General features: G+C 53.3%; 20 protein-coding genes. 2 read left to right on the forward strand and 18 right to left on the reverse strand.

Features of this window, described 5'->3' with window-relative positions; all coding sequences use genetic code 11:
* Positions 1-34 precede the first annotated feature (34 nt).
* From JHD74_RS02115 to JHD74_RS02205, 18 genes are all read right to left on the reverse strand, one after another.
* Entirely contained in the window at positions 35-628 is a 594-nt protein-coding gene (locus tag JHD74_RS02115; RefSeq protein ID WP_233169409.1) for a response regulator transcription factor, read from the reverse strand.
* Positions 629-992: 364 nt separating this feature from the next.
* Positions 993-1,535 (reverse strand): fimbrial protein, encoded by a 543-nt coding sequence (locus tag JHD74_RS02120; protein WP_199061464.1) that lies wholly within the window; start codon positions 1,533-1,535, stop codon positions 993-995.
* A gap of 71 nt (positions 1,536-1,606) precedes the next feature.
* Entirely contained in the window at positions 1,607-2,752 is a 1,146-nt protein-coding gene (locus tag JHD74_RS02125; RefSeq protein WP_024529448.1) for a fimbrial protein, read from the reverse strand.
* Positions 2,743-5,298, reverse strand: coding sequence for a fimbria/pilus outer membrane usher protein (locus JHD74_RS02130; RefSeq protein WP_199061466.1), 2,556 nt, complete (start codon positions 5,296-5,298; stop codon positions 2,743-2,745). The genes JHD74_RS02125 and JHD74_RS02130 overlap by 10 nt, the downstream gene beginning before the upstream one ends.
* A 104-nt stretch (positions 5,299-5,402) precedes the next feature.
* Positions 5,403-6,077, reverse strand: a complete 675-nt coding sequence (locus JHD74_RS02135) for a molecular chaperone (RefSeq protein ID WP_199061468.1) — start codon at positions 6,075-6,077, stop codon at positions 5,403-5,405.
* A 99-nt stretch (positions 6,078-6,176) separates the two neighbouring features.
* Positions 6,177-6,701, reverse strand: coding sequence for a fimbrial protein (locus JHD74_RS02140; RefSeq protein ID WP_074031379.1), 525 nt, complete (start codon positions 6,699-6,701; stop codon positions 6,177-6,179).
* Positions 6,702-7,201: 500 nt separating this feature from the next.
* Complete coding sequence (locus JHD74_RS02145) at positions 7,202-7,750, reverse strand: tyrosine-type DNA invertase (RefSeq protein ID WP_021179836.1); 549 nt, start codon at positions 7,748-7,750, stop codon at positions 7,202-7,204.
* Positions 7,751-8,342: 592 nt separating this feature from the next.
* A complete protein-coding gene (locus JHD74_RS02150; RefSeq protein ID WP_199061471.1) occupies positions 8,343-9,077 on the reverse strand; it encodes an SDR family NAD(P)-dependent oxidoreductase in 735 nt (244 codons plus the stop codon).
* 4 nt (positions 9,078-9,081) lie between these two features.
* Complete coding sequence (locus JHD74_RS02155) at positions 9,082-9,330, reverse strand: acyl carrier protein (protein ID WP_199061473.1); 249 nt, start codon at positions 9,328-9,330, stop codon at positions 9,082-9,084.
* Between the two features lie 15 nt (positions 9,331-9,345).
* Positions 9,346-10,155 carry a MaoC/PaaZ C-terminal domain-containing protein gene (locus JHD74_RS02160; protein ID WP_199061475.1) on the reverse strand — a complete coding sequence of 270 codons (810 nt, stop codon included), beginning with the start codon at positions 10,153-10,155 and terminating at the stop codon, positions 9,346-9,348.
* Positions 10,152-11,402, reverse strand: coding sequence for a beta-ketoacyl synthase (locus JHD74_RS02165; protein ID WP_199061478.1), 1,251 nt, complete (start codon positions 11,400-11,402; stop codon positions 10,152-10,154). Before JHD74_RS02165 ends, JHD74_RS02160 begins: the two co-directional genes overlap by 4 nt.
* A gap of 4 nt (positions 11,403-11,406) precedes the next feature.
* Positions 11,407-12,798, reverse strand: coding sequence for an efflux transporter outer membrane subunit (locus JHD74_RS02170; RefSeq protein ID WP_370592609.1), 1,392 nt, complete (start codon positions 12,796-12,798; stop codon positions 11,407-11,409).
* Entirely contained in the window at positions 12,795-14,750 is a 1,956-nt protein-coding gene (locus tag JHD74_RS02175) for an ABC transporter permease (protein ID WP_199061480.1), read from the reverse strand. The genes JHD74_RS02170 and JHD74_RS02175 overlap by 4 nt, the downstream gene beginning before the upstream one ends.
* Positions 14,743-15,918 carry an efflux RND transporter periplasmic adaptor subunit gene (locus JHD74_RS02180; protein ID WP_074029762.1) on the reverse strand — a complete coding sequence of 392 codons (1,176 nt, stop codon included), beginning with the start codon at positions 15,916-15,918 and terminating at the stop codon, positions 14,743-14,745. Before JHD74_RS02180 ends, JHD74_RS02175 begins: the two co-directional genes overlap by 8 nt.
* The gene (locus JHD74_RS02185) at positions 15,918-18,065 is read right to left on the reverse strand and encodes a peptidase domain-containing ABC transporter (protein WP_199061489.1); all 2,148 of its coding nucleotides are present in this window, start codon (positions 18,063-18,065) and stop codon (positions 15,918-15,920) included. The genes JHD74_RS02180 and JHD74_RS02185 overlap by 1 nt, the downstream gene beginning before the upstream one ends.
* 24 nt (positions 18,066-18,089) lie before the next feature.
* On the reverse strand, positions 18,090-19,037 hold the full coding sequence (locus tag JHD74_RS02190; RefSeq protein ID WP_199061492.1) for an ABC transporter: 948 nt from the start codon (positions 19,035-19,037) through the stop codon (positions 18,090-18,092).
* On the reverse strand, positions 19,037-19,705 hold the full coding sequence (locus JHD74_RS02195) for a DsbA family protein (RefSeq protein ID WP_024531047.1): 669 nt from the start codon (positions 19,703-19,705) through the stop codon (positions 19,037-19,039). The genes JHD74_RS02190 and JHD74_RS02195 overlap by 1 nt, the downstream gene beginning before the upstream one ends.
* Before the next feature lie 659 nt (positions 19,706-20,364).
* Positions 20,365-20,658 (reverse strand): hypothetical protein, encoded by a 294-nt coding sequence (locus JHD74_RS02205; RefSeq protein WP_199061494.1) that lies wholly within the window; start codon positions 20,656-20,658, stop codon positions 20,365-20,367.
* A gap of 392 nt (positions 20,659-21,050) precedes the next feature.
* Between JHD74_RS02205 and JHD74_RS02210 the strand changes: the two genes are divergently transcribed.
* Positions 21,051-22,136, forward strand: coding sequence for an efflux RND transporter periplasmic adaptor subunit (locus JHD74_RS02210; RefSeq protein ID WP_024531045.1), 1,086 nt, complete (start codon positions 21,051-21,053; stop codon positions 22,134-22,136).
* Complete coding sequence (locus tag JHD74_RS02215; protein ID WP_074029757.1) at positions 22,136-25,216, forward strand: efflux RND transporter permease subunit; 3,081 nt, start codon at positions 22,136-22,138, stop codon at positions 25,214-25,216. The genes JHD74_RS02210 and JHD74_RS02215 overlap by 1 nt, the downstream gene beginning before the upstream one ends.
* Positions 25,217-25,258: the final 42 nt, after the last annotated feature.

Raw genomic sequence — 25,258 nt, forward strand, 5'->3', positions numbered from 1 at the left:
CATCCAGAGAATAAGTGCATAGCGATATCAAAGGTTAGCGGGCAAACACCGGGCCGGTCTTTGCCATCCACTTGCCTTGCAAATAAAGTTCACCATCATTCTGAAAGCCCAGCTTGTGCATCGCATTACGCTTGTGGGTGCTAACGGTGCGGACATCACGGTGCATCATCAACGCCGCGGTGGTCACGCTTTTGCCTGAAAACAGGTGTGTCAGCACATCCAGTTCACGGGACGTCAAGGCTTTGCCAATAGCAGACTGACTGCTCAACAATTGCCGCACCTTATGGCTATAGCTGCGACACCCCGACAAGACCTGCTTTACGCATTGCGCCAGCGCAACTCCAGGCTCCTGTTTGAGCACCAGCCCTTTGATGCCTGACGCGGTCAGCAATTGCAGCACCCGAGGATCGTCAAGAGCGGTACACACAATCATCGCCGTGGCTGGCCAATGCTCCAGGCACTGTGCAATCAGCCTTAAACCATCCAGAACCGACTCTTCTTCACCACACAGTTCCATAATCAACAGCCGGGCCGGGCGGTGGCGCATCAATCCAGGGATTTGCTCCAGATTACTGACCCGCTGTACCTCGTCCGTCAGGCCACAGGACTGGGCCAAAATATTACGCATTCCAAGTGCAGTGATGGGGCAAGATTCCATTACAATCACACCGTCCCCTTTTAACCCATTAGGGCTGGGGGAATGCGCACTCCCTCTCTGATAAGTATGAACCATTGTCATATTGAACCTCCCATTTCTGCTAAATACCCTTTTTTACTTCCTTGATAAATTGGTGTGCAAAAATGTCATTCCCTCTCATATATATGAGGGTTATCTCTTCTTATTTTTATTGATCAAACAACACATTGAAAATATAGCCAGCTATCAAAAATTAATAAGCCCCAGGCAATTAACTCAACAGACACAGGTAAAGCTAAAGGGCCATAAAAAAATGGGGCCAGGTTTTCTTATGGCTAGAGGGTATTACTGGTGATTACTGATAGGTAAGAGCTACCTGCACAACCCCCTCAATACTGCCTGGGGTTGCCCCACCGTTAGTGCTAAAAGCGCGCGCCTTCAGCGGGAAGCTCGCCTTGTTGGTGGAGTGATCGACAAGCACGGTCATATCACTGCCGCTGCCCAACCGGCGATTAGCTCCTGATGTACTCCCATCAACCATTTCAATCTGCACAGCACCGGCAGGATTGACCGCGGCGTTCTTATACAAATCCGCGCTTTCATCCGCTGCCGTACCGGTGAATGTCGCAGTAACGTCAGTGGTTGAAACAGGGCAATCACTCAGATCCAGGCTGAAACTCTCCCAATCGCTCCCCGCCCCCGCGGTCAGAGTATGTGCCTTAACTTCCCCCAGATCGACATTGACATCGCCCCCCACGGCATCGACCGTACACGGCGAAGCTTTAACCGTACCGGTAATCTTTATGCGTGCATCGACCGCCGAAGCCGAGCAACTGATCCCCATACCACCGAGAGCCAGGCACAATGCAGTCGTTTTAAAAATTGCTTTCATATCCATAATAAATATCCTTCTCCATTTTAATTAAACTTATTTTCGCAGAAAGTCCGAGCTTTCCGATGCAAACGGGATTATTCCATTTTTACCGTAATAGTCGCGGTTGCCTCAAAGTCTCCAACTTTCGGTGCTTTGCCGGTCGTGCTGATAGGGTAGATGTTCAATGTCGTCTGACTATCACTATCGATATTACCCAAGCCATTCATTTCCATAGACAGTTTGTCCCCAGGCGAAATAACCTGGGTATTTCCGCCACGTTTTTCTTCAATTCTGATCGCAATATCATCATTATCCGACGTCACCGAACCATTAGTGGTGGTGGTCTTCAGGGCAGTAGGATCATGAGGATTCACCTCCCCCTCAAACAGCAAGCTGATTTTTGCGCGTGTCGATAGGTTGGTGCACTCCAGATACAGGGTTTCTTCATGTATCTGGACGGTACTTGGCTTTTGGCCTTTATCTTTAAAATCGGTGGACATAATGCTGCCAAAGGGCACGGTAATCATTGGGTTTTTAAGTTCGCATTTTTGCGGCACGGTGATCTTACCGCTCATGCTCACTGACGCCGTTGGCCTGTTCCCCCGGCCTACATTGGGATCCGAATTAATATAGACATCCAACAAGGGAGAATGGGTTATTGTCGAGGTGCCAATGACCGCCTGTCTGAAATAGAGATGAACCAAGCCTTGTGCACCACTATCATAGAGTACGCCCTTACAATCCTGAGGCCGGTTAAAAAAACCGTTCCCCCTCCATCCGTTGCCGGGGAAAGGCACAGGGAAATATTTATTGACGGCACCGGCAATATACACGTCCATAGCTGCAGAAAAATCATCGCTACCGCTCAATGAATAGAACTGCCTGCTACCATCCCCATCCGGCAGAGGCGCCCCCCTAGGGACAGCCATAATAAACGACTCTTTCATCCGAGTTTCACTACCGCAGTCGCAGTTGACCAGATACCCGTCCCCCTCGTTCTGCCACACATTTTCGGCCTTATTCACCTCATAAAAAGTCTTGCCAGCCGTGTTCTTATCCGGATGGTCGAACAGCTGATTAAAGGTAAAGTGATAACCCATAGTCGAACCTGCAGGTTCGCACTGCCCGATGGCTGCCTGCGCCGACGGCAGGATCCCCAACCCTAAGGCGATAACTCCCCCGATTGCTGAATAATGCACTAACGATTTCCATTTATTCATCATTAAAGCCTTTATAAACATTGGCCATTCATCAGACGGATCCCGGCGCTATCTTTTTGCTCCGGCACACTGTAAGACACTTGGCATTGTTGCGACGCGGCGTTGCCCCATTTGACCAGCAACTTGCCACTACCAGCCATCCCTGAGAGGAATACCTGACCACCGTCACCGACGATGCTGCCGTTATCTCCCCCATTGCTATCGGTTACGGTGGCACCGAACGGTACTGGCGCACCGCCCTGCCTCAACAGGGTCATCAATACCCGTTGACCGATATTAGGTTTGAACTCGGCACGCACTATGGCACCACGGGTTGGGATCACCGTCTGACTGGTTATCGTCATATCGACATCATCCGGCAGAGTAGTGGTGTTTATCGCAATATTGTTTTTGCGATATACCGTGGCATAAGGCACTACGGCATAGCCACGCCAGTCGGTAGTCACCCCTGATTGGTTGGCTATATTGACACCCTTGGCTCCCGGTGCTTTCACCAGCACCGCCGTCTCATTCATCTGTTGCGAGAGTGTCAAACCGTCTTCGTGCAAGAGGATCCCGCCCTGTACCCCGTAGTTGAGGCGTTGATCGGAACGGTTATAGCCATACCCCACATTGACTCTGCCCAAGCCGCCACGATAGCCAAGGCTGCTATTGCCGTAAGCCCCGACTCCCTGGCTGGTGTAGCCCTGGCTGACGTTATAGCTCAGGTTATTACTGGGTAATGCGGTACCATTAAGGCCGACTGAGTTACTGGTGTTACCTTTGCGGCTGGTATTCAGGTTGTAACTTGCATAGCTGTCAGACAGCCTTCCGCCCAATGGCATGCTGATATTGAAGGCGAGAATATGGTCGTCGTAGTTGACGCGTTCGCCGCTGCTGTCATAACCATCTCTGCTGAAGGTATAGTTCAGGCCATAGCTGATGCTGTTCCAGCTATTGTTATAGCCAACGCTTACCGACTGGTTACGGCGCCGATCGTTCCAGTAATCCTCGTTGTACAGACTGAGCGACAGTGAACCTGCACCTTCCCATAGCGCCTGGCTCATCGACAGTTCAGCACGACTCTTCTTGTGATTCTGACTTTGTGAAGTTTTGCCGCCGGTATAGGTATTTAACGTTTCCTGCAGGGTATAGAACCCCGCCGTCGAGTAACGATAGCTGGCCAAGGTGAAGCTGGTACCCGTTTCGACAAAGTTCTTGCCGTAACGCATACGCCACGACTGGCCACGCTCTTTGGCAGCAAATTCAGGTTTAGACCAAGCCTGGGTAACATCGGTAGAAAACGCGCCGATAACCCCCATGTTTTGCCCCCAGCCGAAAGCCAGTGCCTGATATTTGCTGGCGGCCTGCACGCCGCCGTAGAGGGTGGCGCCCCTCGGCAAGCCGTAGATCGCCGTGCCTTGAGTAAACAGCGTATCATCCACGTTACTGTTGGATGAACGATATTGGCCGCTGGTCAGGCTATATTTGAAACGCCCTTGCCGCTGTAACACCGGGACGGAAGCAAACGGCACCACTAGCCTTTGCTCGCTGCCATCGCTCTCTTTAATGCTCACTTGCAGATCGCCGCTGCCCGCCGTCGGGTAGAGATCGCTGATTTCAAAGGCCCCTGGCGGCACATAGCTCTGATAAATGACATAGCCGTTCTGGCGAACGGTGACCTGAGCGTTACTGCGGGCAATACCGCGTACCGTCGGCGCATAACCCCTCAAACTCTCTGGCAGCATGTCATCATCCGAGGCTAACTGACCACCACGAAAAGGCACGCTGTCAAACACCTCACTTTGAGAGGAGCTGTCACCCAGTATCAACTGGCTCTTCAGCGCCACGATGTCGCGTTGTAAATAGGTATTGATGGAATCCCAGTGGCTTTCGCCATCAGAGTCACGATTCCAGGTTGAGTAGTTACGCAGACGCCAGGCGCCGAGGTTGACCCCTGAACGCAGGTTGAGATAATAGCTATTGCTGTCCGAGCTGTTACTGCTTCGTGCCCAGCTGTTGGCACCGCTAAAGTTATAGTTAACCAACAGCGCCGGTATTCCCTGATCCCATTGGTCTGGCGAAACATAGCCACGCACGGTCGAGTTCAATGCCGCCTGGGGAATACTGATATCCAGCCGCTGTTGATTAAAACGGAACGAGGCCGATGCCTGAGGAATGATCTGCGCCAGATTAACGCACTGCCCAGAGGCCGGAATAGCGGGGAAGGAAGCGATCTTCACGCCCATTGCCTCCAGCATATCGCTGCTTAAGCAAGGCTGCAGGCTGTCCTCACCTGCCGGGCTCCGCTGCAGGGAGAAATCAAGATCCTGGGTATCGATCATCCCCCCATTCAGATAGATATCAACCCGGTACGTACCTGGGGCTTGAGTCCGACCATCTTCAAAAACCGTCAGATCGGCCCCTCTCTGAGACGGATTATCAAGCTCCAGCAGTGCCGGGTTAAAGTAATCGCGGGCCTGTGCGCTACCGGACATTCCCATTAACATGGCAACCTGACATGAGATCAACCACGCCAACGGGGTACGGTTAAATCCGCGCGAGCCTATACGCTTCGGGTTTTTCATCCATTTAACTCCATTTATCAGCCGCGCCAGTAAATTCCGGCAAGCCGCGTCCCTTCCCTGAACTACCTGTGCAGGGATTAGCTGTATTTAATCTGGTGAATGCCTTATATATTCCCGATGAACGGTTTAGTAATACCGCCGTAATCGTTAATAACTTCCCAGCTCAATGCCCCACCAGAGCTACCGTCGGGTAACTCGAAGCGTGCACTGGATTTCGGCGCAACCATGCTGACATTTTTCAGCGGACTACCATTAACCTTGACTGAGAACAGAGTGATAAAGTAGGGCGATGCATTGGTCACCTGAACCGCGTTACCGCTACGCTGCCAGGTCAATGTCTTGGCAGCATCCTCTAACGTACCGGGTAACCCCTGAGGGCGATAAATCAGCTTGATACGCGTCTTGACCGCAATTTGTAAACTGTTTTCCTGCTTCTTGGCTGAAGGAATAGATTTGATGTTCAGCCAATAGAGAGATTCTTTATCGGTCGGCAAATTCCCCCCGGCACGCACTACGCGTAGGATATTATTCTGCTCACCATCCAAACGGAATAAAGGGGGGGTAATGATAAATGGCGCCTTGGAGGTGTCCCCTTCGTTTGTATCAACCCAGGATTGGATGAGATAGGGCACCTTATCCGGGTTATTGATCCCCAGGGAGGCTTCTTTTTTACCACCGTCATAAACCAGGCGCGTTCCGCCGACAATAATGCCCGCCTGTACCTGCGCACCAAAGGTTAGTAACAGCGCTGCGACTATTGTGCTCCGCCAGACTTTCATTTCTTATTCACCACTTCGCCCATTGAGAGAAAGGCCAGGGGGTGACTTTCGCTCCCCTGACCAGCCTTATACCGCCCGTATCAGCCGAGCGGATAAAACTTACTGATAGATAATGGTAAAGTTGCTCACTGCATTAGCCTTGCCAGCAGTTACGGTGGCTGAAGTCGCGTAGTAACGTGCAACAAACCCGAGCACGTTATCATCGGTGCTGCTCAGCGGGTAAACGCTTGAATCCGTGTGCAGGTTAATCACTTTGTTGTTGTTGTCAGCAATCTGAACACCAACACCCGTGGCCACACCCGGCTCTTCGGTCAGCGCCAGAACGGCATCGTTACCTGCGACCTGGATACCATCAAAACGCACTGTCGCCGCTGTAACCGTATCTGGGCAGTTTTGCAGGATCAGGGAGAAATCCTTAGAGGCAGCAGTTACGCCAGCGCCACCTTTGAATGCGCCGACATACACTTTACCCAAAGTAACGGTCTGGTTTTCTGAGTCAGAATGCACGGTACAAGCTTGATCGATGATCTCACCAGAGAAGTTTACTTTGCCGTCTGCAGCGAACGCAGCGGTAGAGAACGCGGAGGCAGCCAGTACAGCCACGGCGAGCAGATTCTTGTTCATATACTACTTTTCCTTTTAAATAATGCACTTCGAATGCGCGCATTTGTTTATTTTTGACATAACCCTATGTCATTCCTTTTTATTTAGTTCATCGACTGAAAGCCGCCTCCGCAAATAGCGATAGGGCAGTAATACCTTTCCAGCCAAACGATTCATTTTGAACTAAAGTGACTCCTTTGGTTTAACGTGCCAAGGATGGCCTTATAACAAACAATGTTCAGATCAATGCTCTGACAAGTTGAATAATAAAAGAATTATTAACTGGATATAAAACAGGCAGGTTTTGCACTTGGCTTTTTATAGGTGTTTAAGTAAGAAAACACTTAAGGCTGGATGGGATTTTTTTAGGGCAGCAATTATTTAAATCGTTGTTATTTAATGCATTTATCAATCAAGATGGATTATTGAATAGTTAGTGTTGACATTATTTTTGAGTATCCTTAGAGTATGTTGCAATTTAGTTCAAAGTGACTCATTAGACATATTTCCTCATACTTCAATCACCATACTTCCTTAAACCTTCTGGCATTACTTGCCGTATATAACACCGTATTCTGAATATTCCTATGGCCAAGAAAATCCTGAATCAAACGCGTATCAATTCCCCGGTCCGCCAAGGCAAAACCGCAGCCATGACGCAGCATATGAGGATGTGCATTGACCTCCAGATTGGCCGCCTCACTGTAATTACGAATTAGCCAATAAATACGTTGACGTGATAAACGAGATCCCCGGTTAGAAAGAAACAACCACTCGCTATCCGCACCACGATAATGTTTTCTCTTGGCCATCCAACGCTGTAAACACTTCCGCTCGCGCACATACAAAGGATGAACCGTTGAGAAGCCGTTTTTCAATCGATGAATATAAATATTGCCACCTTCAAGATCGATATCTGATAGCCGCCAGCTATTGATTTCACTCACGCGGCAACCATGGATAAAACACATATAAATCAAACAGTAGTCACGTTCTGGATTCTTGCCTTTCAGCGTTGCCTCTAGCAGTTTTTCCACTTCGGAAGGCGTTAAATGTTTACGACTGGTCATAATACCTCTTTGACTTTTCACCAAAAGTATGTGGATTTTTCCTCCCTTTTATTTCCACAACAACGCTCAGGAGCATTAGCCCCCAACCTTCGGATAACATCCTGGATCCTAAGTGGAGTATAGCCGATAAGTAATCACGAAACAGCCTGGTCATGGAACAATGCTAATTGCTTATGATCTAACGCAACTTAGCCAACAATGAGATTAAAATCAGTAGTTCAGTTCAGCTGTAGGTTAATAAAGCATCAAGGTTAAATTATGCAACATAATAACAACAGGATGAATTTAATAAATACAAAATATAAACACCCAGATGAAAAATTGAATAACACCCATCTCCAACAGCCAAATGGGACGTTGAGTAGAGAGGCTTCCTACAGCGGTTCCATTAGAGAATAATCCCAAAATAAAAACATATAAAATAAATGTCAAACATAAGCCAAAACTATACAAAGAGGCATATCTATCGGAAAATACGTATATGAGTGGGTTGAAAATCAAACGGACCTGAATATATTCGCGGGAATGTACGGCAATAAAAAAGGGCACCGATAGACAGTGCCCCAACATAATACAGGAGGTATTAACGCGTTCAGACGGTAAAACCTCCGTCAAGGATCAGGCTCTGGCCCGTCATATAACGGCTGTCATCACCGATAAGAAACGCGGTGGTACGCGCCACCTCGCTGGCTTTGCCCAGGCGGCGCAGAGGAATCTGCTTGCGCAGCGCCTTCAGCGCCTCCGGCGGAATGGCCTGCGTCATCTCGCTTTCGATAATCCCGGGCAGCAGGCAGTTTACCCGGATACCAAAACGGGCCACTTCCAGCGCCAGAGATTTCCCCATGCCGATCATCGCCGCCTTACTGGCCCCATAGGCCGTTTGCCCGGTGTTGCCCTTGATGCCCGTCACCGAAGACATCAGCACCATCGCCCCCTCCCCCTGCGCCATCATGGCGGGCAGCAGGTGGTGGTTCCAGTAGAATATGGCGTTCAGGTTGGTGTCGATCACCTGCCGCCAGCGCTCACCGGTTTGCTGGATATGCAAATCATCCAGCGTGATCCCGGCGTTATGGATCACCGCAAAAGGTGCACCGAGGCGTGCCAGCAACGGCGGAGCCACAACGTTCACCGCCTGCTCGTCACTGCCGTCACAGACGCAGCTTTCCACCCAACCCGGCAAACCCGAGCAGGCTTCAATCACCGCCGTGCTGGCTGACTGAGCGTGACGGCAGGTGAACACCACGTTCCATTGCTTGGCCAGTTCTTCCACCAATGCGCGGCCAATCCCCCGGCTCCCACCGGTCACCAACACCCATTGTTTAGTCATGGGATTACTTTTGCGCATCGGCCAGGTTTTGACAGAGCTCACCCAGCGTCATAGTCGGCTGATTGATGAACATTTCTGCGGTGAGCGTTGCCCCGAACTCGCGTTTGGCCAATACCATCAGCTCCACATAGTCCAGGCTGTCCAGCTTCAACTGATGCAGGGGCATCTCTGGTGCCAGATCGGCCCTCTCGAGATCTTTGGCATCACAAATCATTTCCGTGACGGTATCGTAAACCTGTTGGTAGTTTTCCATGGTTATATCCCTATGTTAATGATCGGCCATTGGCCATATTTTCAAGGTGATGGAAGTCGCGAGCAGCGGATGCCACTGCGTTCTGGCCTCGATCACCGTGCGTAACACCAATCCACTGCTTTTGTTTCCGATGATCAGCATCGGCTGAATGCAGTAGTACAGCCGATCTTCGGGTGCAAAAAGCGTTTCTGGGTTGAATAATCGGGCGCTGAAGTGAGTCTCATGATGTGTCTGTACCACTGGGCTCAGGGCAAACACCTCAATCAGCGTGGTGGCCTGCAGCTCCGGCAGCGCCGTCGTCAGCGCCGCCAAGGTTTCCGGGGATTTCACCAGCAGTTGGAACAGCAGGGCGTCAAAGAAACTCCACGCCTGGGTGATCTCCGATGCCTGCCCCGGGAACGGCTGGCAGAGTGCCATCACCTCGTTAACGGTCAGCGCATGCTCGTGATCGCAAGCCACCAAGTCTAGTGATCTGGCCGGGGCCAGCTTGCTGCTGAAGCAGCTTTCCTGCGTGGCGCAATCCCGCAATTCACCGGTGATCTGCTTGCCGTTACCCGCTATCTGCAAGTGATACGGCGTCTGGCACAGCACCGGTCGGCGCATGCGGGTGCTGAAAACATAAAAGTCATGCTCCAACGGAGTCGCAAGCAACACCGCACTCAGATGACGTTTCATATCCAGCATCGCACGCATCCCATGGACGCTCAGTTGATCGGCTCCCATTTTACGTACGTGTTGCAGATCAAAGTGGATCGGGTTGTAGTCGCCGGAAAAGGCGGCCCACTCCTCGGCATCGCCCAAGGTGTAGTTGAAGATCATGCTCATGCCCGCCCGATAACCAACGCCGCGTTAGCGCCGCCGAAGCCGAAGCTCAGATTCAAGATGTTCTGTAGCCGTGCCGGGCGATGCCCTTCGCTGACGTAGTCCAGATCGCACTCCGGATCGGCATTTTTCAGGTGACAGGTGGCGGGCATCAGTTGATGCTGTAACGCTTGCAGGCAGATGATGGATTCAAAGCTGCCGGCCGCCGCAATCAGATGCCCGGAGTAAGACTTGGTGCTGGAAAGCGGCGTGCTGTAGGCCGCCTCACCGAAGGCCAGCTTGATCGCCTGGGTTTCATTCAGATCGTTGAGGGGCGTAGAGGTGCCGTGCGCATTGATATAGTCAATCTCCTCCGCCGTCACCCCGGCCTGCCGCAAGGCGTGCTGGATGGTTGTCACCCGGGCAATCTTGTCTTCCGCCGGGGCGGTAAAGTCGAAGGCATCAGAGTAATTGCCGTAGCCCTTGATTTCCCCCAGGATGGTTGCCCCACGTGCCAGTGCGGCTTCGCGCTCTTCCAGGCACAACACGGCAGCACCTTCGGAAAGGACAAAGCCGTTGCGATCGAGGCTGAATGGGCAACAGGCCTTGCTGATGTCGTCCTGCTCACTCGTCAAAGCACGCAGCACATCGATATTCCAGACGGCAGTGTCGCTGCTTAACGATTCCCCTGCCCCAGCCAGCATCATCGAGGCACGGCCACTGCGGATCACCTCAAACGCATCGCCAATGGCGATCGTTCCGGTGGCGCAGGCCGCAATCGGGCTATTCTGATAGCCGCGCAGGCCCCAGAACAGGCTACAGGCGGCCGTCGCGACATTCGGCATGGACAGGAAACAGCCAAAGGGTGAACCCAGTCCTGCACGCAAAAAATCCTCATGATTGTTTTGTATTTCATCCTGGCCCGCCCAGCCGCTGCCGATGATGGTGCCGCACTCCAGCAGATCGTAATAGGCCGCCGGGCTTTCCCCATGGAAAGCCATCTCCATTGCTTCGCGGGCCGCCCCCAAGGCTAACCGGGCAAAGCGTGGCAAACGGCGGCGGATCGCGGCAGGCACCCCTTTCAAGTCAGGTTCGTCGTCTATCACCCCCAAAAAATGCGACTGGATCCCCACGGCAGATTTATCGTAATAGCGATAACCCAAGCGGTAATCCATCATCGCCGCCCAGCTTTGCTCGGTATCCATCCCTAATGGCGTGACCGCACCATAGCCTGTAACCACCACGCGACGTGGCAAAACATCTCTATTCATGATCTCATCCTGTTATATCACCGTCTTTTTCCACACCGCCGCCCAACGCCAGCCACAGCTTCATGGTGGCATTGAGGTAGTTGTACTGCAGATCTGACAAATTGCTTTCAATGGTCAATAACGCATCCTCGGCCTCCAGCAAGGTCTGGAAAGAGACCGCACCGGCCTGATACTGGCTGTTGGCCAGCGCCAAACGCTGCTGACCAAGCCGCAGGTTGCGTTGTTGATTGATTTTTTGCTGTTGATAGCTAAGCCGTTGCGACATGGCGTTATCCACGTCGGCCAACGCGTTGTAGACCTGGCTGCGGAAAGTGATCGCCGCCTGCTTGACGTCCAAATCGGCTATTTCGATGGTCAGTTGCACGGTATTCCAGTTCAGGAAGGGTAAAGCAACACTGCTCCCCAAGCTTCTGCTCGGGTTACTGAACCACTGCTGAAAAATCGTGCTGCCCGCATTGAGTGAAGCACTCAGCGAAAGCGTAGGATAGAAGTTCAAGCGCTCCACATCCGACCCTGCCAGCGCAGCACGCAAGTTCTTTTCTGCCGCCTGCACATCAGGCCGACGAGCAATGACGACTACCGGCAAAGCGCTCGCTACCGGCACTTCCTGATTGATATCCAGGGAAGGGCGTTCGGCCTGACGATCGGTGGGCGAACGGTTGAACAGGATCGCCAGCGCATTACGGTTCTCTTCCCGCTGTTGTTGCAGCGTGCGGTAAGTGTTCTCACGATTAATCAGCGATTGCTGCGCCTGTTGCAGGTCGAGTTGCCCGGCGGCACCGGCGTCATAACGGGATTGCACCATCGCCAGCGTCTGCTGGCCAATTTCCAGCCCCGCCTGCTGTTGCTTGATTTGCTGATTAAGGTTGGCGATCTGCCAATAATACTGCGCCGTATTGCCGATGAGCGTCAGCGCGGTGTTTTGCCGATCCTGTTCCTTGGCCTCAGCCTGCCACTGCGCCTGCTCCCTGGTTCGCGCCAGTTTGCCCCACAAATCCAATTCATAGCTTAGCTCCAGCCCGCTGTTGTAAGACTCTGTGGAGTTCGTATTCTGTCGCAGGTTCTTGCTATTACTGACCCCGCCGTTTGCCGTCGCGGTTGGCGTCAAGTTGGTATTCTTCAGCCCGGTCGCCAACCTCGCCTGCTGGAGTTGCAGCCCGGCAATGGCCAGATCGTTGTTGCTGGTCAGCACCCGCCCAATCAGCACGGAGAGCTGCGGATCGTCGAAGTTATCCCACCAATGCTCGGTGTGTTGCAGAAAATCGCTCCCGGTCTGCTGCATCCGCCACTCGGCAGGTACTGACAGCATTGGCCGCTGATAGTCGCTTTTCGTCAACGAGCCACAACCGCTCAGCAGCAGGGGCAACAGTAGTAGAGGGAGTTTGCTCTTCATCATTCGCGCGCCAACGCCTCCGTGGGATGCAGACGCGCCGCGTTGCGCGCCGGGAAAAAACCAAAACCCAGGCCGATCAACGCCGAGAACCCACAGGCCAGCACCAGCGGCGGCCAGGTAAAAATCATGGTGAACTCCTGCGTCACCAGGGAGAAAATCACCCCGGCCAGCCCGGAGCCAATAATGCCGATCAACCCGCCCAACGAGCAGATCACCATCGCCTCAATCAGGAACTGACGCATGATGTCTGCGGGCCGCGCACCGACCGAAAGGCGTATGCCGATCTCATGGGTGCGTTCGGTGACCGACACCAGCATGATGTTCATCACGCCAACCCCACCCACCAGCAGAGAAATCCCGGCAATGGCGGTGATCAGCAGCGTCATGGAATCCGAGGCTTTACGGATGGCCTTGGTCATCTGGTCATTGGTCTGGGTGAAAAAGTCGCGCCGGCCGTGCATCTGTTCCAACAGCCGTTCGACGCGCCCCTGTGCTTCGATAAGCGAAGTCCCTTCGTGCACACGCAGCATAATCGACTCGATCGGCATATCGCCGGACATGCGCTCCAGCACCGCGGTATAAGGCATCCAGGCACCCAACATCATGCCGCTGTATTTACCGCCTTTACGTTCGGCAACGCCGATCACCCGGTAAGGCGTACCCGCAAGCTGAACGATCCCGCCCTCAGCCACTTCATCCGGCTCAAACAGTGTGTCGCGTAATTCCGGATCGATGATCACCACCGGCTCACGCTCATCCAGATCGCGCCGGGTAAAGCCGTTGCCGGAAAGGAAATTCAGGCCCTGCACACGAAAATAGGCGTTGCTGATACCGGAAATCGAAGCCATCGCCTCTTTGCCACCGCGCACTGCGGCCACGGTATTGCTGACCACCGGCGACACGCTGTCGACATAAGGCTGGTGCTCCAACAGCTCAACATCAGCCACCGTCAGCGAGCGGGCGAGGTCCGGACGCGGTTTATCCCACCCCAGGCCGGGGCGAACATCTAACGTGCTGGTGCCCAATTGGCTAATTTCATTGAGTATATTTTGCCGAGCGCCCTCACCCACCGCCATTGACGACACCACGGAAGAGACGCCGATAATGATGCCCAACATCGACAAAAAGGCCCTTGCTCGGTGCCCCAGCAACGCACGCCAGGCCATCTTGACCGCCTCTTGCACGCTCGGCCAAAACGGGTTGCGCCCGGTAGCCGCGGCAACCGGCAGCGCAGGTTTGGTTTCCTGTAGGACTAGCACCTCATTACGCTGGTCGGCCACGATCTCGCCGTCGCTGATTTCGATGATGCGCTGCGCCTGATTGGCCACGTCCCGATCGTGGGTGACGATAATGATGGTATGCCCCGAACGGTGCAGCGAGTGCAGGATCCCCATCAGTTCCTGGCCACTGGCACGGTCGAGCGCACCGGTCGGCTCATCGGCCAGAATAATTTCCGCCCCGTTCATCAACGCCCGCGCAATACTGACGCGCTGCTGTTGCCCACCGGAGAGTTGTGCCGGTTTGTAATCCATCCGGTGCTGCAACCCAAGCCGGGTGAGCAGGTATTCGGCCCGCGTCTCGCGTTCTGCCGCAGGCATCGCGGTATACAGGGCGGGAACGGCGACGTTTTCGGCAGCACTCAGATAAGGCATCAGGTGATAACGCTGGAAAATAAACCCGATGTACTGGCTGCGTAACTGGGCCAACTGCTCACTGCTGGCGAGTTGGGTGGAGATACCTTTGATCTGCATCTCGCCCTGTGTGGGCTTGTCCAGGCAGCCGATGATATTCATCAGCGTGGATTTCCCCGAGCCGGACGCGCCGATAATCGCCACCATTTCGCCACGCTGAATGGAGAGGGTGATATTTTTCAGTACCGCCACGGTCTGCAACCCGGAGACAAAATGCCGAGAGATGCCGCGCAGTGCGATCAAGGGAGCGGATGACTTAACCATTGCTAGCACTCCCGGCTGAATGCTGCACCAACACTACGCGATCGCCCTCTTTCAGCCCCTCTTTCACTTCGGCAAACTGGCGGTCGTTCAGACCGATGCGGATCCAGCGTGATTCAAGCTGTTTACCGTTCATCACCTGTACCTGATAACGATCTTTACCCTGCTGTTCACCAAAGGCGGCCACCGGCACGCGCAGGGCATTTTTCACCTGTTCGGTGATAATAAAGACCTGGGCGGTCATCGAGGTGCGCAACAGACGTTTGCTGTTGGCAATGGCAAACACGCCGCTGTAATACACCGCCGAGGCTTGCTGATTGGCAGAACCTGACGAGTTGCCTTCCTGCAAGGCTTCGTTCGGGGCTTCCTGGATCGAACCCATCACGCTGTCGTAGCGCTGTTTTGGATCGGCAACAACGTAGAACCACAGCGGTTGCCCCACGCGCACCTTCAGGATATCGGTCTCCGAAATACGGGTGTGCACCGTCATGGTGTCCACATCCGCCAACACCAGAATGGTCGGCACGGTTTGTGACGACACGATGGTCTGCCCTTCTTTAGTGACGATCCCCAGCACTTCACCGTCGATCGGCGCGACGATGCGGGTGAAGCCCAGATTGGCTTTCGCGGTTTGCTGCTCCATCTGCGCCTGAACGATCTGCGCATCGTTGACCTTCAACTGGGCAAGCTGGGTTTGGTACTGCGCCTGCGCCTTCTCCAGATCGCTTTTCACGCCTGAACCATCGCGATCCAGCTTCATCTGACGCTTCAACTCCTGCTGATACTGCTTGAGCGTTGCCTGGGTGACCTGTTTCTGCGCCTGAGCGCTTTGCAAGGCAGCCTCCGATTTACGCAACTCATTCTGTTGCAAGGTCGGATCGATTTCCGCCAGCAGTTGCCCTCGGGTGACGCGATCGCCCTGCTTCACATACAGCTTTTGCAATTGTCCGTTAACCTGCGCACCGACGCTGACCTGCAGAGCCGGTTTGAGGATACCGGTGGCCAACACGGTTTTCTCGATATCGCCACGGGCGATCTCTTCGATGTCATAGGTATTATTCTGCGTAGGCCCAACGATGAACCAGGCGATCGTGCCGATCAACACCACCTGACACAGCAAGGCAATCGGCACTAGCCTGCGTTTATCCATGCCAAACATTTGCAACTTCATTAACTCATCGCCGTGGTTAACGCCGCTGGCGCTTCAAGCTCCGTGGCAACGCTCACCACATGGCCGTTACTCACGCGGTATACCCGATCGAACATCGGTAATACGCTTTCGCTGTGCGTCACGGTGATCAACGTTTTATGCTGCTCGCGGCAATGTGCCAGCAAGGTGGTCATCACCTGGTGCGCCGTTTCCTCATCCAGGTTGGCCGTAGGCTCATCGAGCACCAACACCGGACGATCGCTGTACATAGCTCGCGCCAGCAGCAGACGCTGGCGTTGCCCAAGAGATAGCCCTGCATGGCTTTCGCGGATCAGGGCATTCAACCCCCCCGGCAGTTTTTCTATCACCAAGCTCAGATTCAGCCCTGCAAGGGAGCGCTCGACCTGCCGATGTTTGCGCTCATCAAACCTCTCATCAAACAGGGTGATATTTTGCAGCACCGAGGCATTGAACAAGATGTCCTCCTGGCTTTGCAGGAAGAACAACGCGTGCACCTGCTGATAATCGAGCGGCTGGCCATCGACAATCACCTGCCCCTGCTGGGGTGTCATCAGGCCGGTCATCACCTTCAGCAAGGTGCTTTTTCCTGCACCCGACTCACCCACAATGGCAATGCTTTTCCCCGGTTTGAGCGACAGGGAAAGGTCGTGCAATACCGGTTGCTGGGCGTCATAGGCAAAGGCGATATTTTTATAACGTAACTGCGAAGTGAATTTAGGGATGGGGGCAGGTAGCGCATCCTCCGCCCTATCCTGTTCAGACCGCGACGGGAACAAGTCTCTGGCGCGGGTATCAATCACGTGCAGTTGGTTCTTTTGCAGGACGGAGTAGAAAATCTTGGTGATATAAGAGGTGAAGATTTCACGCACAAAACTGTAGGCAAAGAACTCACCCAGCGTGATAGTGCCGTTTTTCAGCAACGGCAGCGCCAGCAACATAAAGAACACCATCTCCAGGCTACCGATCAACTGATACAGACTGCTTTTGACCTGCTCGTACATCTTCTGCTGTTGGCGACAGGTAAACAGCGCCAGAGCAAACTTGGCGAACATCCCTTTACGCTGGCTGTCCAACCCGGCGGACTTGATGGTGGAGAATCCTTGAATACTCTCCAGGATAAAGTCGCTCTGCTCGGCGGTTTTTACCTGCAACTGCTGGGTGTAGAAACGGTCACGATAGATGGCCCAAACGCTGACCAACCCCATCAGGGTGACCCCCACACCAGACACCATGGCCAGCAGCGGGCTCATGTAGCACATCACCGCCAGTGCGATAGCGCCGATGATCCAATCGGTACGCAGGCCGTTATCCAGTTCGATTTTAGTCCCCGACGCCATCTGCCAGTTGGAAAAACGGCTGAAGACTTCGCCCGGTGCGCGTTTATCAAAGAAGTTCAGCGAATTGCTGAGCAAGCGCGAGAATCCAGCCACGCTGTTGATCACCACAAAGCGTTTGATAAAGCGCTCGGTGATCCAACGCACGCCGAAGGCCAGCGTGGTCGAAACGACAAATGCCAACAGGAAGTAGAAGTAAGGGAAGTCGGTTTCACCTACGCTGGAAAAAACCTGATTGATGGCGCTGCTGACCATCGTCGGCATGATAAACAGCGTTAAAGAGATCAGAAACGCCAGTATCATCAGCCGGTAAATACCGGGGATACGCGCGGTTTCTTTCAGGCTCATGGTATCGGACGCACTGAGGCGTTTACTGGGCTTAACATTGGCCAACGCCTGAGGGTCAGGCTGGGCTTCACTGTCCAGTACCAACGCATAACCGCTGATTTCCATTTTTAGCGCATCAATAGGCAACAGTTGCTGGCCAATGCCTGGGTTCATCACGCAAACGTGATTACCTTTACGGTAGGCCAACACCACATAATGGCTCGCCCCATAATGCAAAATGGCGGGCAGCGGTATTTCCGCCAGTTCACCGTGCTCGAAGGCAACGGGATAGGCGGGCATCGCCAGCTCAGCCATGATGTCGCACAGTGTGGCCAACGAGGTGCCGTGCTGCGAGGCAGGATAGCGCTCACGCAGGCTTTCCAATGGCGCACTGATGCCCTGCGTTTCCGCCATCATGGCGATGCAGGCCAGTCCACATTCATTCGTTTCGCCTTGAAACACCAGCGCCGGGATTATCTTTTCCATGATCTGACTTCTTCAATTTCCAGGTTATTCATTGATAAAAAATAACGAATGTGAGTGCCATAACAGCCAATCTTCAGGGTGCCTGACGATCGACGTTTCAATCAGTTCCGGCAGTTTGGCTTTCAGGTTGCAGGCCGCTATCGGCGGATAGATGTGGATCTTTATTCCCTGATCGTAATACAGGTAATAAGAGACCACCTGCGCAGACAAGGCTCTGGCGATTCGAATAACGCCGCTGTGCAGGTTGGCCGGGCGATCAAACAGGCGACAACGGAGCTTCGCCGTTTTTGCCTCATTGGTATTGACGGTGTAATCCGGCGAGATATCGGGGAAAATCATGATATTGCATTGATGATCGGCCGCCGCCATAATCGCGCTCGTCAAATTACCAGCAATCGCCCGGTTATCGTCATGGATAGAGCAGTAAGACAGGTTAATTCCCGCTTGCTGTCGCGTTCTTTCCTGATAGACCTCTGCACTGGCAGAAACCACTACCGTTGCCTGCCCCGGAAAAACCCCGGCCCCTACCATGCCAGCCAGCACGTCAGAGACCATATGCAGCGGTGCAAGCACCACCGGTTGCCCTGCTCTGTGCAAGGGCTCAACTACCGCGTTGAGCTGCACCTGACAGTGCTCCAACTGGGCCAGGAGCTGGGCATTACCGGCATAGGCAGCGGCCAGATCCAGCAAGCGACGCCGCTGACTGATCTTGGCAAAATCCACCTTGCGGCCATCGTTAATCAGGCATTGCTTATTGGCTGCGGCCACAAAAGCACGCCTGCGTTCCCCCCGGTTACTCAACCGCAGCCAGCGGCTAAGCGCCGCCAGCCCAAGAAACCAACGATAATCACCATGCCGCAGCAACCAGCAAACGGTCTTGTTCTGTGCTCTGCGCAACGGCAAAAAACTCCGCGCGACTTTTGCCAAGGCATCTCTCCATGCCAGGTAAACCCACACGGCAAAGAAACGCATTATTGCTCCAGCGGTTTATCATGCTGCAGCAGCGACAGCAGGTGATCGGCAAACTCAGGGAAATCGCGATCCTGCAGGGCCAGCCACTTCTTGCTGACGATAAAGGTTGGGGTCGCGTTGATTTTGTAGTGATCGGACACGGTGGTCATATAGCGCAGCAACTCTGCGACCTGCGGAGTTTGACTGGCAGCGTGATAAGCCGCGAGGTCGATACCGTTCTCCGCCAACCAGCTATCACGGTGTTGAGGATGACTCAGATCGCTTTTTTGTTTGATGACGGCGTTATAGGCACTTTCACGGTGCTGCGGTTCAATGCCCATCACCGTCAGGGTGGCAAATAATGGGGCGAAACTTGCCAGGCCATTGCTCTGTGCATTATTGAGATGCAGGCGGACCAGTTTTGTACCTACTGGCATACGCGCTTCCAGCTTGGCAATATTCTCTTCGTTTATGGCACAGTAGTGGCAGCCGTAAGAGAATATCTCGACGATGGTATTACTCTCGTTGATCGGGCTATTTTTGATCTCGTCATCGCTGACGGCAACCAGAGCTTGCTGTTCGATGCCCTGATTCAATACAAAATAGTGGAAATAGGCCGTCGTGATCAACGAGGAAATAACGATAATCGCCAAGGTGTAAATGAGAAGCAGCAGGGGTCTTTTGAACATAAACCGTACATCCTAAAAAAGGCACACCAATGAGATCTTATAACGGAGGGATAGCCATTTTTATTTAGCACGTAGCGCCGTTGGCAAGCCAACAGCCATTACATCCCTGTCCATCAATAAGCACCATTTTCAAACAGGCCGATGCAAAAATCCTATCGCACCAGCCCAAACTTATATCCTGAAACTCAGGAAGAGCTTACGGTCGACCAGCCGGGCAGTTGGCAGGATCAACAGAGGAGCTAGTCTGACTCACAATTCGGCCATTCTTATCCAGGCAAGTTCTGACTACATAGCAAGCACCACCAGCGCCACCCACATACTCAACAGCACAGACTCTTTTACATTTACCACCAACAATTGCACCTGCATCTAAGGTATTAACTTTTTTCACAGTATCGTCCTTTTTATAAAAGTGAAACAAAAACAGCCCGAGTAACATCTATCATCAGTGATAGAGTAATCCTGCGCTTGATATAAAGGCACGATTAACCATACCTTTATTAAAGCGCAAGAAATTAGGTCAAACTGAATTATTTCGTTCTTTCAAAAGAGTTATGACCCAAGGATAGCCCGACGTTTAAATCAGATCAATAATAATTTTTGTGGCAATTGACACATTACAAAAAAATCATAACACCGCTAATACAGGATGTTTCTCGTTAAACGATAAGATTGAATACAATAAAAAATACGCCACTAGATATACCGTAAAAAATAACAATAGTTAATAAAGGATAATTCCCTGAGCGTAAAATCAGCCCCACCTCAAGAACGAAAGATATTAAAGAAAATCTAAACGGTATTACGAGGTAATAATCGGAAGGAGAAAGCGGAGCAACTTGCAATGTTGATAACGCGAGGTGTACGGCAATGGGCTTTTTATCATAGCCAACACAATAATGCGGAAAATGATTCAGATCATAACCAGGAATCATCTTAATCCGTACCATCATCGGCATCCTGCCACCGCGGGTACTCATTATCTTAGTCGGGAAATCATTAGCGTTGATAGATTAGCCATAGCCAAAAACCGGGCCGACGGCATCAACTGAAGATAATTTACTCACATTGGCAAACGGCATACTAAGCTTGAAGAGTCTACGAGTGGTTGAAACTGAAGGAAACAATATGGGTTGCGCACGTCCGCTAGTGGGTAAGGGGAATAGCGCCGGGAGTGCGTGAAATCCGAAGTGGTTGTGTCCTACGGTCACAGTAGCAAGATTAAGTTCTCGCAGCAGCGTGAACAAAGGCCGGAGCTGGCCTAGACGAGCGGTAAGACGTGATGCATATGGTCAACGAGTTAACTCATCGCTCCCCCTAAAATCCGATCCTAAGAGATTGCATCGTGAATATAAAACTGGTTGCCGTTGTGCTTTGCACACTTTTTCTTACTGCCTGTGACAGAGAGACGCCGAAAGAACCCGCAAGCGTCCGTCCGGTGAACATTTTTGAGGTTAGCAACAGTGCCCAGCAAGGAGTACGCATCTTCCCTGCCAGGATTATCGCAGGTGACCGTACCGACCTGGCCTTCAAGCGCCCAGGGCAACTGCAGCAATTGCTGGTGCGCGAAGGGGAACGAGTCAACCAGGGGCAAGTGATTGCCGAACTAAACAGCAATGACGCACGGCTACGGTTACGTGACCGGCAAGCCACGTTCGATCTGGCACAGGCTCAATTCAATCGTTTCGCCACCCTGAGTGCCCGCAATGTTATTCCCCGTGCCGAACTGGACGTTCATCGCGCAGCGCGTGATTCGGCCCAGGCCGCCTTGAAGTTGGCCAGGGAAGAGGTGAGCGATATGCAAATCCGTGCCCCCTTTACCGGTGTGATTGCCACGCTCACTGCCCGCAACTATCAAGTGATCCCGGCAGGCCAACCGATAGCGACCCTGAACTCGCTGGATTCGCTGGATGTAGTATTCAGCATCCCTGAAAATCTGTTCATTGTGATTGATGAAAACAATGCACAGTACCAACCTATTGTTCTGTTGAACAACTTACCGGGCCGCGAGTTTACCGCCCGCTATAAAGAACACACCACCAATACCACCGCAGGCTCATTGACTTATCAAATGACCCTGACCATGCCGCGCCCACAAGATCTGCCAATGCTCTCGGGGATGAGCGGCAGCGTGAAAATCAACCTCGGTAATCTGGCCGGGGCTTCGCAGAAGGCCAATGTCATTGTGCCCGTCGAGGCGGTATTTAACCCGGATAACAGCCCACGCAATCAACCCCACGTGTGGGTGATCAAGGAACGTGATGGCAAACTGTTTGTGGAATCTCGTCAGGTTGAAACCGGGCAACTGACCGCTAACGGAATACAGATCGTCTCCGGTCTGGCCGATGGTGAACGGATCGTCGCCGCCGGTACTCGCGAACTGCGCCCCAATCAGGAAGTGCGCGCCTGGGTCCGTGAGCGAGGTCTGTAATGAAACTGACAGAGAATTTTATCAACAACGGCACCCGAATCTGGCTGGCGATCCTGTTGCTAGGTATTGGCGGTGTGCTGGCGTTTCTCAACATCGGCAGGCTGGAGGATCCGGCCTTTACCATCAAGACTGCGGTGGTGGTCACCCGCTATGACGGCGCTTCGGCCCAGCAGGTGGAGGAAGAAGTCACCCTGCCGCTGGAAAATGCCATTCAGCAGCTGCCTTATATTGATAACGTCACCTCCATCTCCAGCGTGGGGCTGTCGCAGATCACCATAAATATCCGTGCTGAATACGGTGCCGCCGAACTGCCACAAATCTGGGATGTGTTGCGCCGGCGCATTGGCGATGCCGCGATACGGTTACCGCCCGGTGCCAGCCCTCCGATAGTGAACGATGACTTTGGCGATGTGTACGGCTTCTTCTTCTCGCTATATGGCGACGGCTTTAGCAATCAGGAGCTGCGCAACTTTGCCGAGCTGCTACGCCGTGAGTTAGTGGTGGTGCCGGGCGTGGGTAAGGTGGGGATTGTCGGGGTGATCCCGGAAGAGGTGCAGATTGAGATTTCCCGCGCCCAGATGACCGCCGCCAATATTATCCCACAGCGGCTTTACGATCTGTTGAGCCGGCAGAACGTGGTATCCAACGCCGGGGATTTGTTGGTGGGCAGCGAGTCGATCAGGCTGCATCCCACCGGGGAATTTGCCAGCGTGCAAGAGTTGGGTAACTTGCTGATTAGCGAGCCGGGTAGCCCGCGCAGCGTTTACCTGCGCGACATCGCCACCATCAGCCAGGGCGTAACCCACTCCCCCAATAATATCTACCGTGCCAACGGGCGGCCTGCGCTCTCCATCGGCGTATCCTTTGCCCCGAATGTGAACGTGATTGTGGTGGGCGAGGCGGTCAAGGCCCGGTTGGCCCAACTGCAAGCCGAACGCCCCGCCGGGATGGATATCAGCGTTTTCTACGATCAGTCCCATGAAGTAGAAGGCGCGGTGAACGGCTTTATCATGAACTTCTTGCTGGCGCTGCTGATCGTGGTCGGCACCCTGCTGATCTTTATGGGGGTGCGTAGCGGGCTGGTGATCGCCGCCTCGCTGGCGCTGAACGTGCTTGGCACCCTGCTGATCATGAAGCTGTTCAACATTGAGCTGCAGCGCGTTTCGCTCGGGGCGCTGGTGATCGCCTTAAGTATGTTGGTAGATAACGCCATTGTGATCGTCGAGGGCGTGCTGGTTGGGCGGCAACAGGGTGAGAAGACCCTGCAGGCCATTAATAACGTGGTCAAACGCACCATGTTCCCGCTACTGGGGGCGACGGTGATTGCCATTCTGGCGTTTGCACCGATCGGCTTATCCAACGATGCCACCGGGGAATACTGTAAGTCACTGTTCCAGGTGCTGCTGATCTCCCTGATGCTGAGCTGGTTCACCGCCTTGACCCTGACGCCGGTATTCACCAAATGGGCGTTTGAAAAACAGAAAATGGCCGAGCCAAAGCCCGATGAGCCGGTCAAATCGCCTTATGATGGTTGGCTGTTCCGCGTCTATCGCAATCTATTGGGCAAACTGCTGCGCCAGCGCACCATTACGTTGGGGGTGCTGGCCGCGTTGATGGTCGTCTCGGTGATCGGCTTTGGCAACGTGCGCCAAAGCTTCTTCCCGCCGTCCAATACGCCGATCTTCTTCGTCGATCTCTGGCTGCCCTACGGCACCGATATCGCCTACACCGAAAAGATTGCTGCCCAAATCGAACAGCATATCCAGGCGCAAGACGGTGTCAGCGATACCATGGTCACCATCGGCCAGGGTGCGATGCGCTTTATGCTCACCTACAACGCGCAGCGGCAATATTCCAATTATGCACAGATAATGGTACGAGCCAAACAGCTCAACCAGATCCCCGGTATGATCGGCCAAATAGAGGGCTACGTACGCAACAATTACCCCCAGGTGAACGCCCAGGCCAAACGCATCATGTTCGGCCCTTCGAATAACAGTTCCATCGAGGCGCGCTTTATCGGGCCGGATCCGAACGTGCTGCGAACGCTGGCGGCCAAGGCAGAAACCATCGCCAGCGCCGACCCCAATGCCGACGGCGTTATGCACGACTGGCAACAGCGCAGCAAGGTCATTCGCCCGCAGTTCTCGGATTATCTTGGCCGTGAATTAGGGGTGGATAAACGCGAAATCGACAGTGCGCTGCGCATGAGTTTTGGCGGGATCACCGTCGGCCTATACCGTGATGGAACCCGGTTAATGCCGATTGTGTTAAGAACGCCGGACTCGGAGCGGTTGAATGCCGAACGGTTGAACGACGTGATGATCTGGAGCCAGGCGCGGCAGGCGTTTATTCCTATCGACAACGTGGTCAACGGCTTTACTACCGAGTGGGAAGATCCGCTGATCATGCGCCGGGATCGCAAACGCACCCTGACGGTTCAGGCCGATCCTAGCTCCCAGAGCGGTGAAACCTCTGCCGAACTGTTGCAACGCATCAAACCGGGTATCGATGCCATCCCATTACCGCGTGGCTATGAACTGAATTGGGGCGGCGACTATGAAAGTACCAAGGAAGCCCAGGCCGGGTTGTTCACCAGCCTGCCGGTGGCCTTTGTGATCATGTTCATCATCACCGTGCTGATGTTCAGCTCGCTGAAAAATGCCGTCGCGATCTGGCTGACCATTCCACTGGCCTTGATTGGGGTAACCGTAGGCTTCCTGCTAACCGGTATTCCGTTTGGCTTTATGGCGCTGATTGGCCTGTTGAGTTTAAGCGGCATGTTGATCCGTAACGGCATTGTATTGGTAGAGGAGATCGGGTTACAGCGACAGGAAAAACCGATCCTGGAGGCCATCATTGACGCTTCTACCTCGCGTTTGCGCCCTATCCTGCTGACGGCCTTTACCACCGTACTCGGCCTGGCCCCACTGCTTAGCGATGCTTTCTTCCAGAGCATGGCGGTGGTGATCATGTTCGGCCTGGGCTTCGCTACCGTGCTGACGTTGTTGGTGCTGCCGGTGATCTACAGCTGTATGAACTCCGATAAGCAAAAGGTCACACCGCAAACCGAGAGCTAAGACTTAAGTAAGGGCACTGCATAAGCCCGGTTGAATATTTGT

It is taken from the genome of Serratia sp. ASV30 (assembly GCF_016428815.1).
Classification (GTDB): Bacteria; Pseudomonadota; Gammaproteobacteria; order Enterobacterales; family Enterobacteriaceae; genus Chania; species Chania fonticola_C.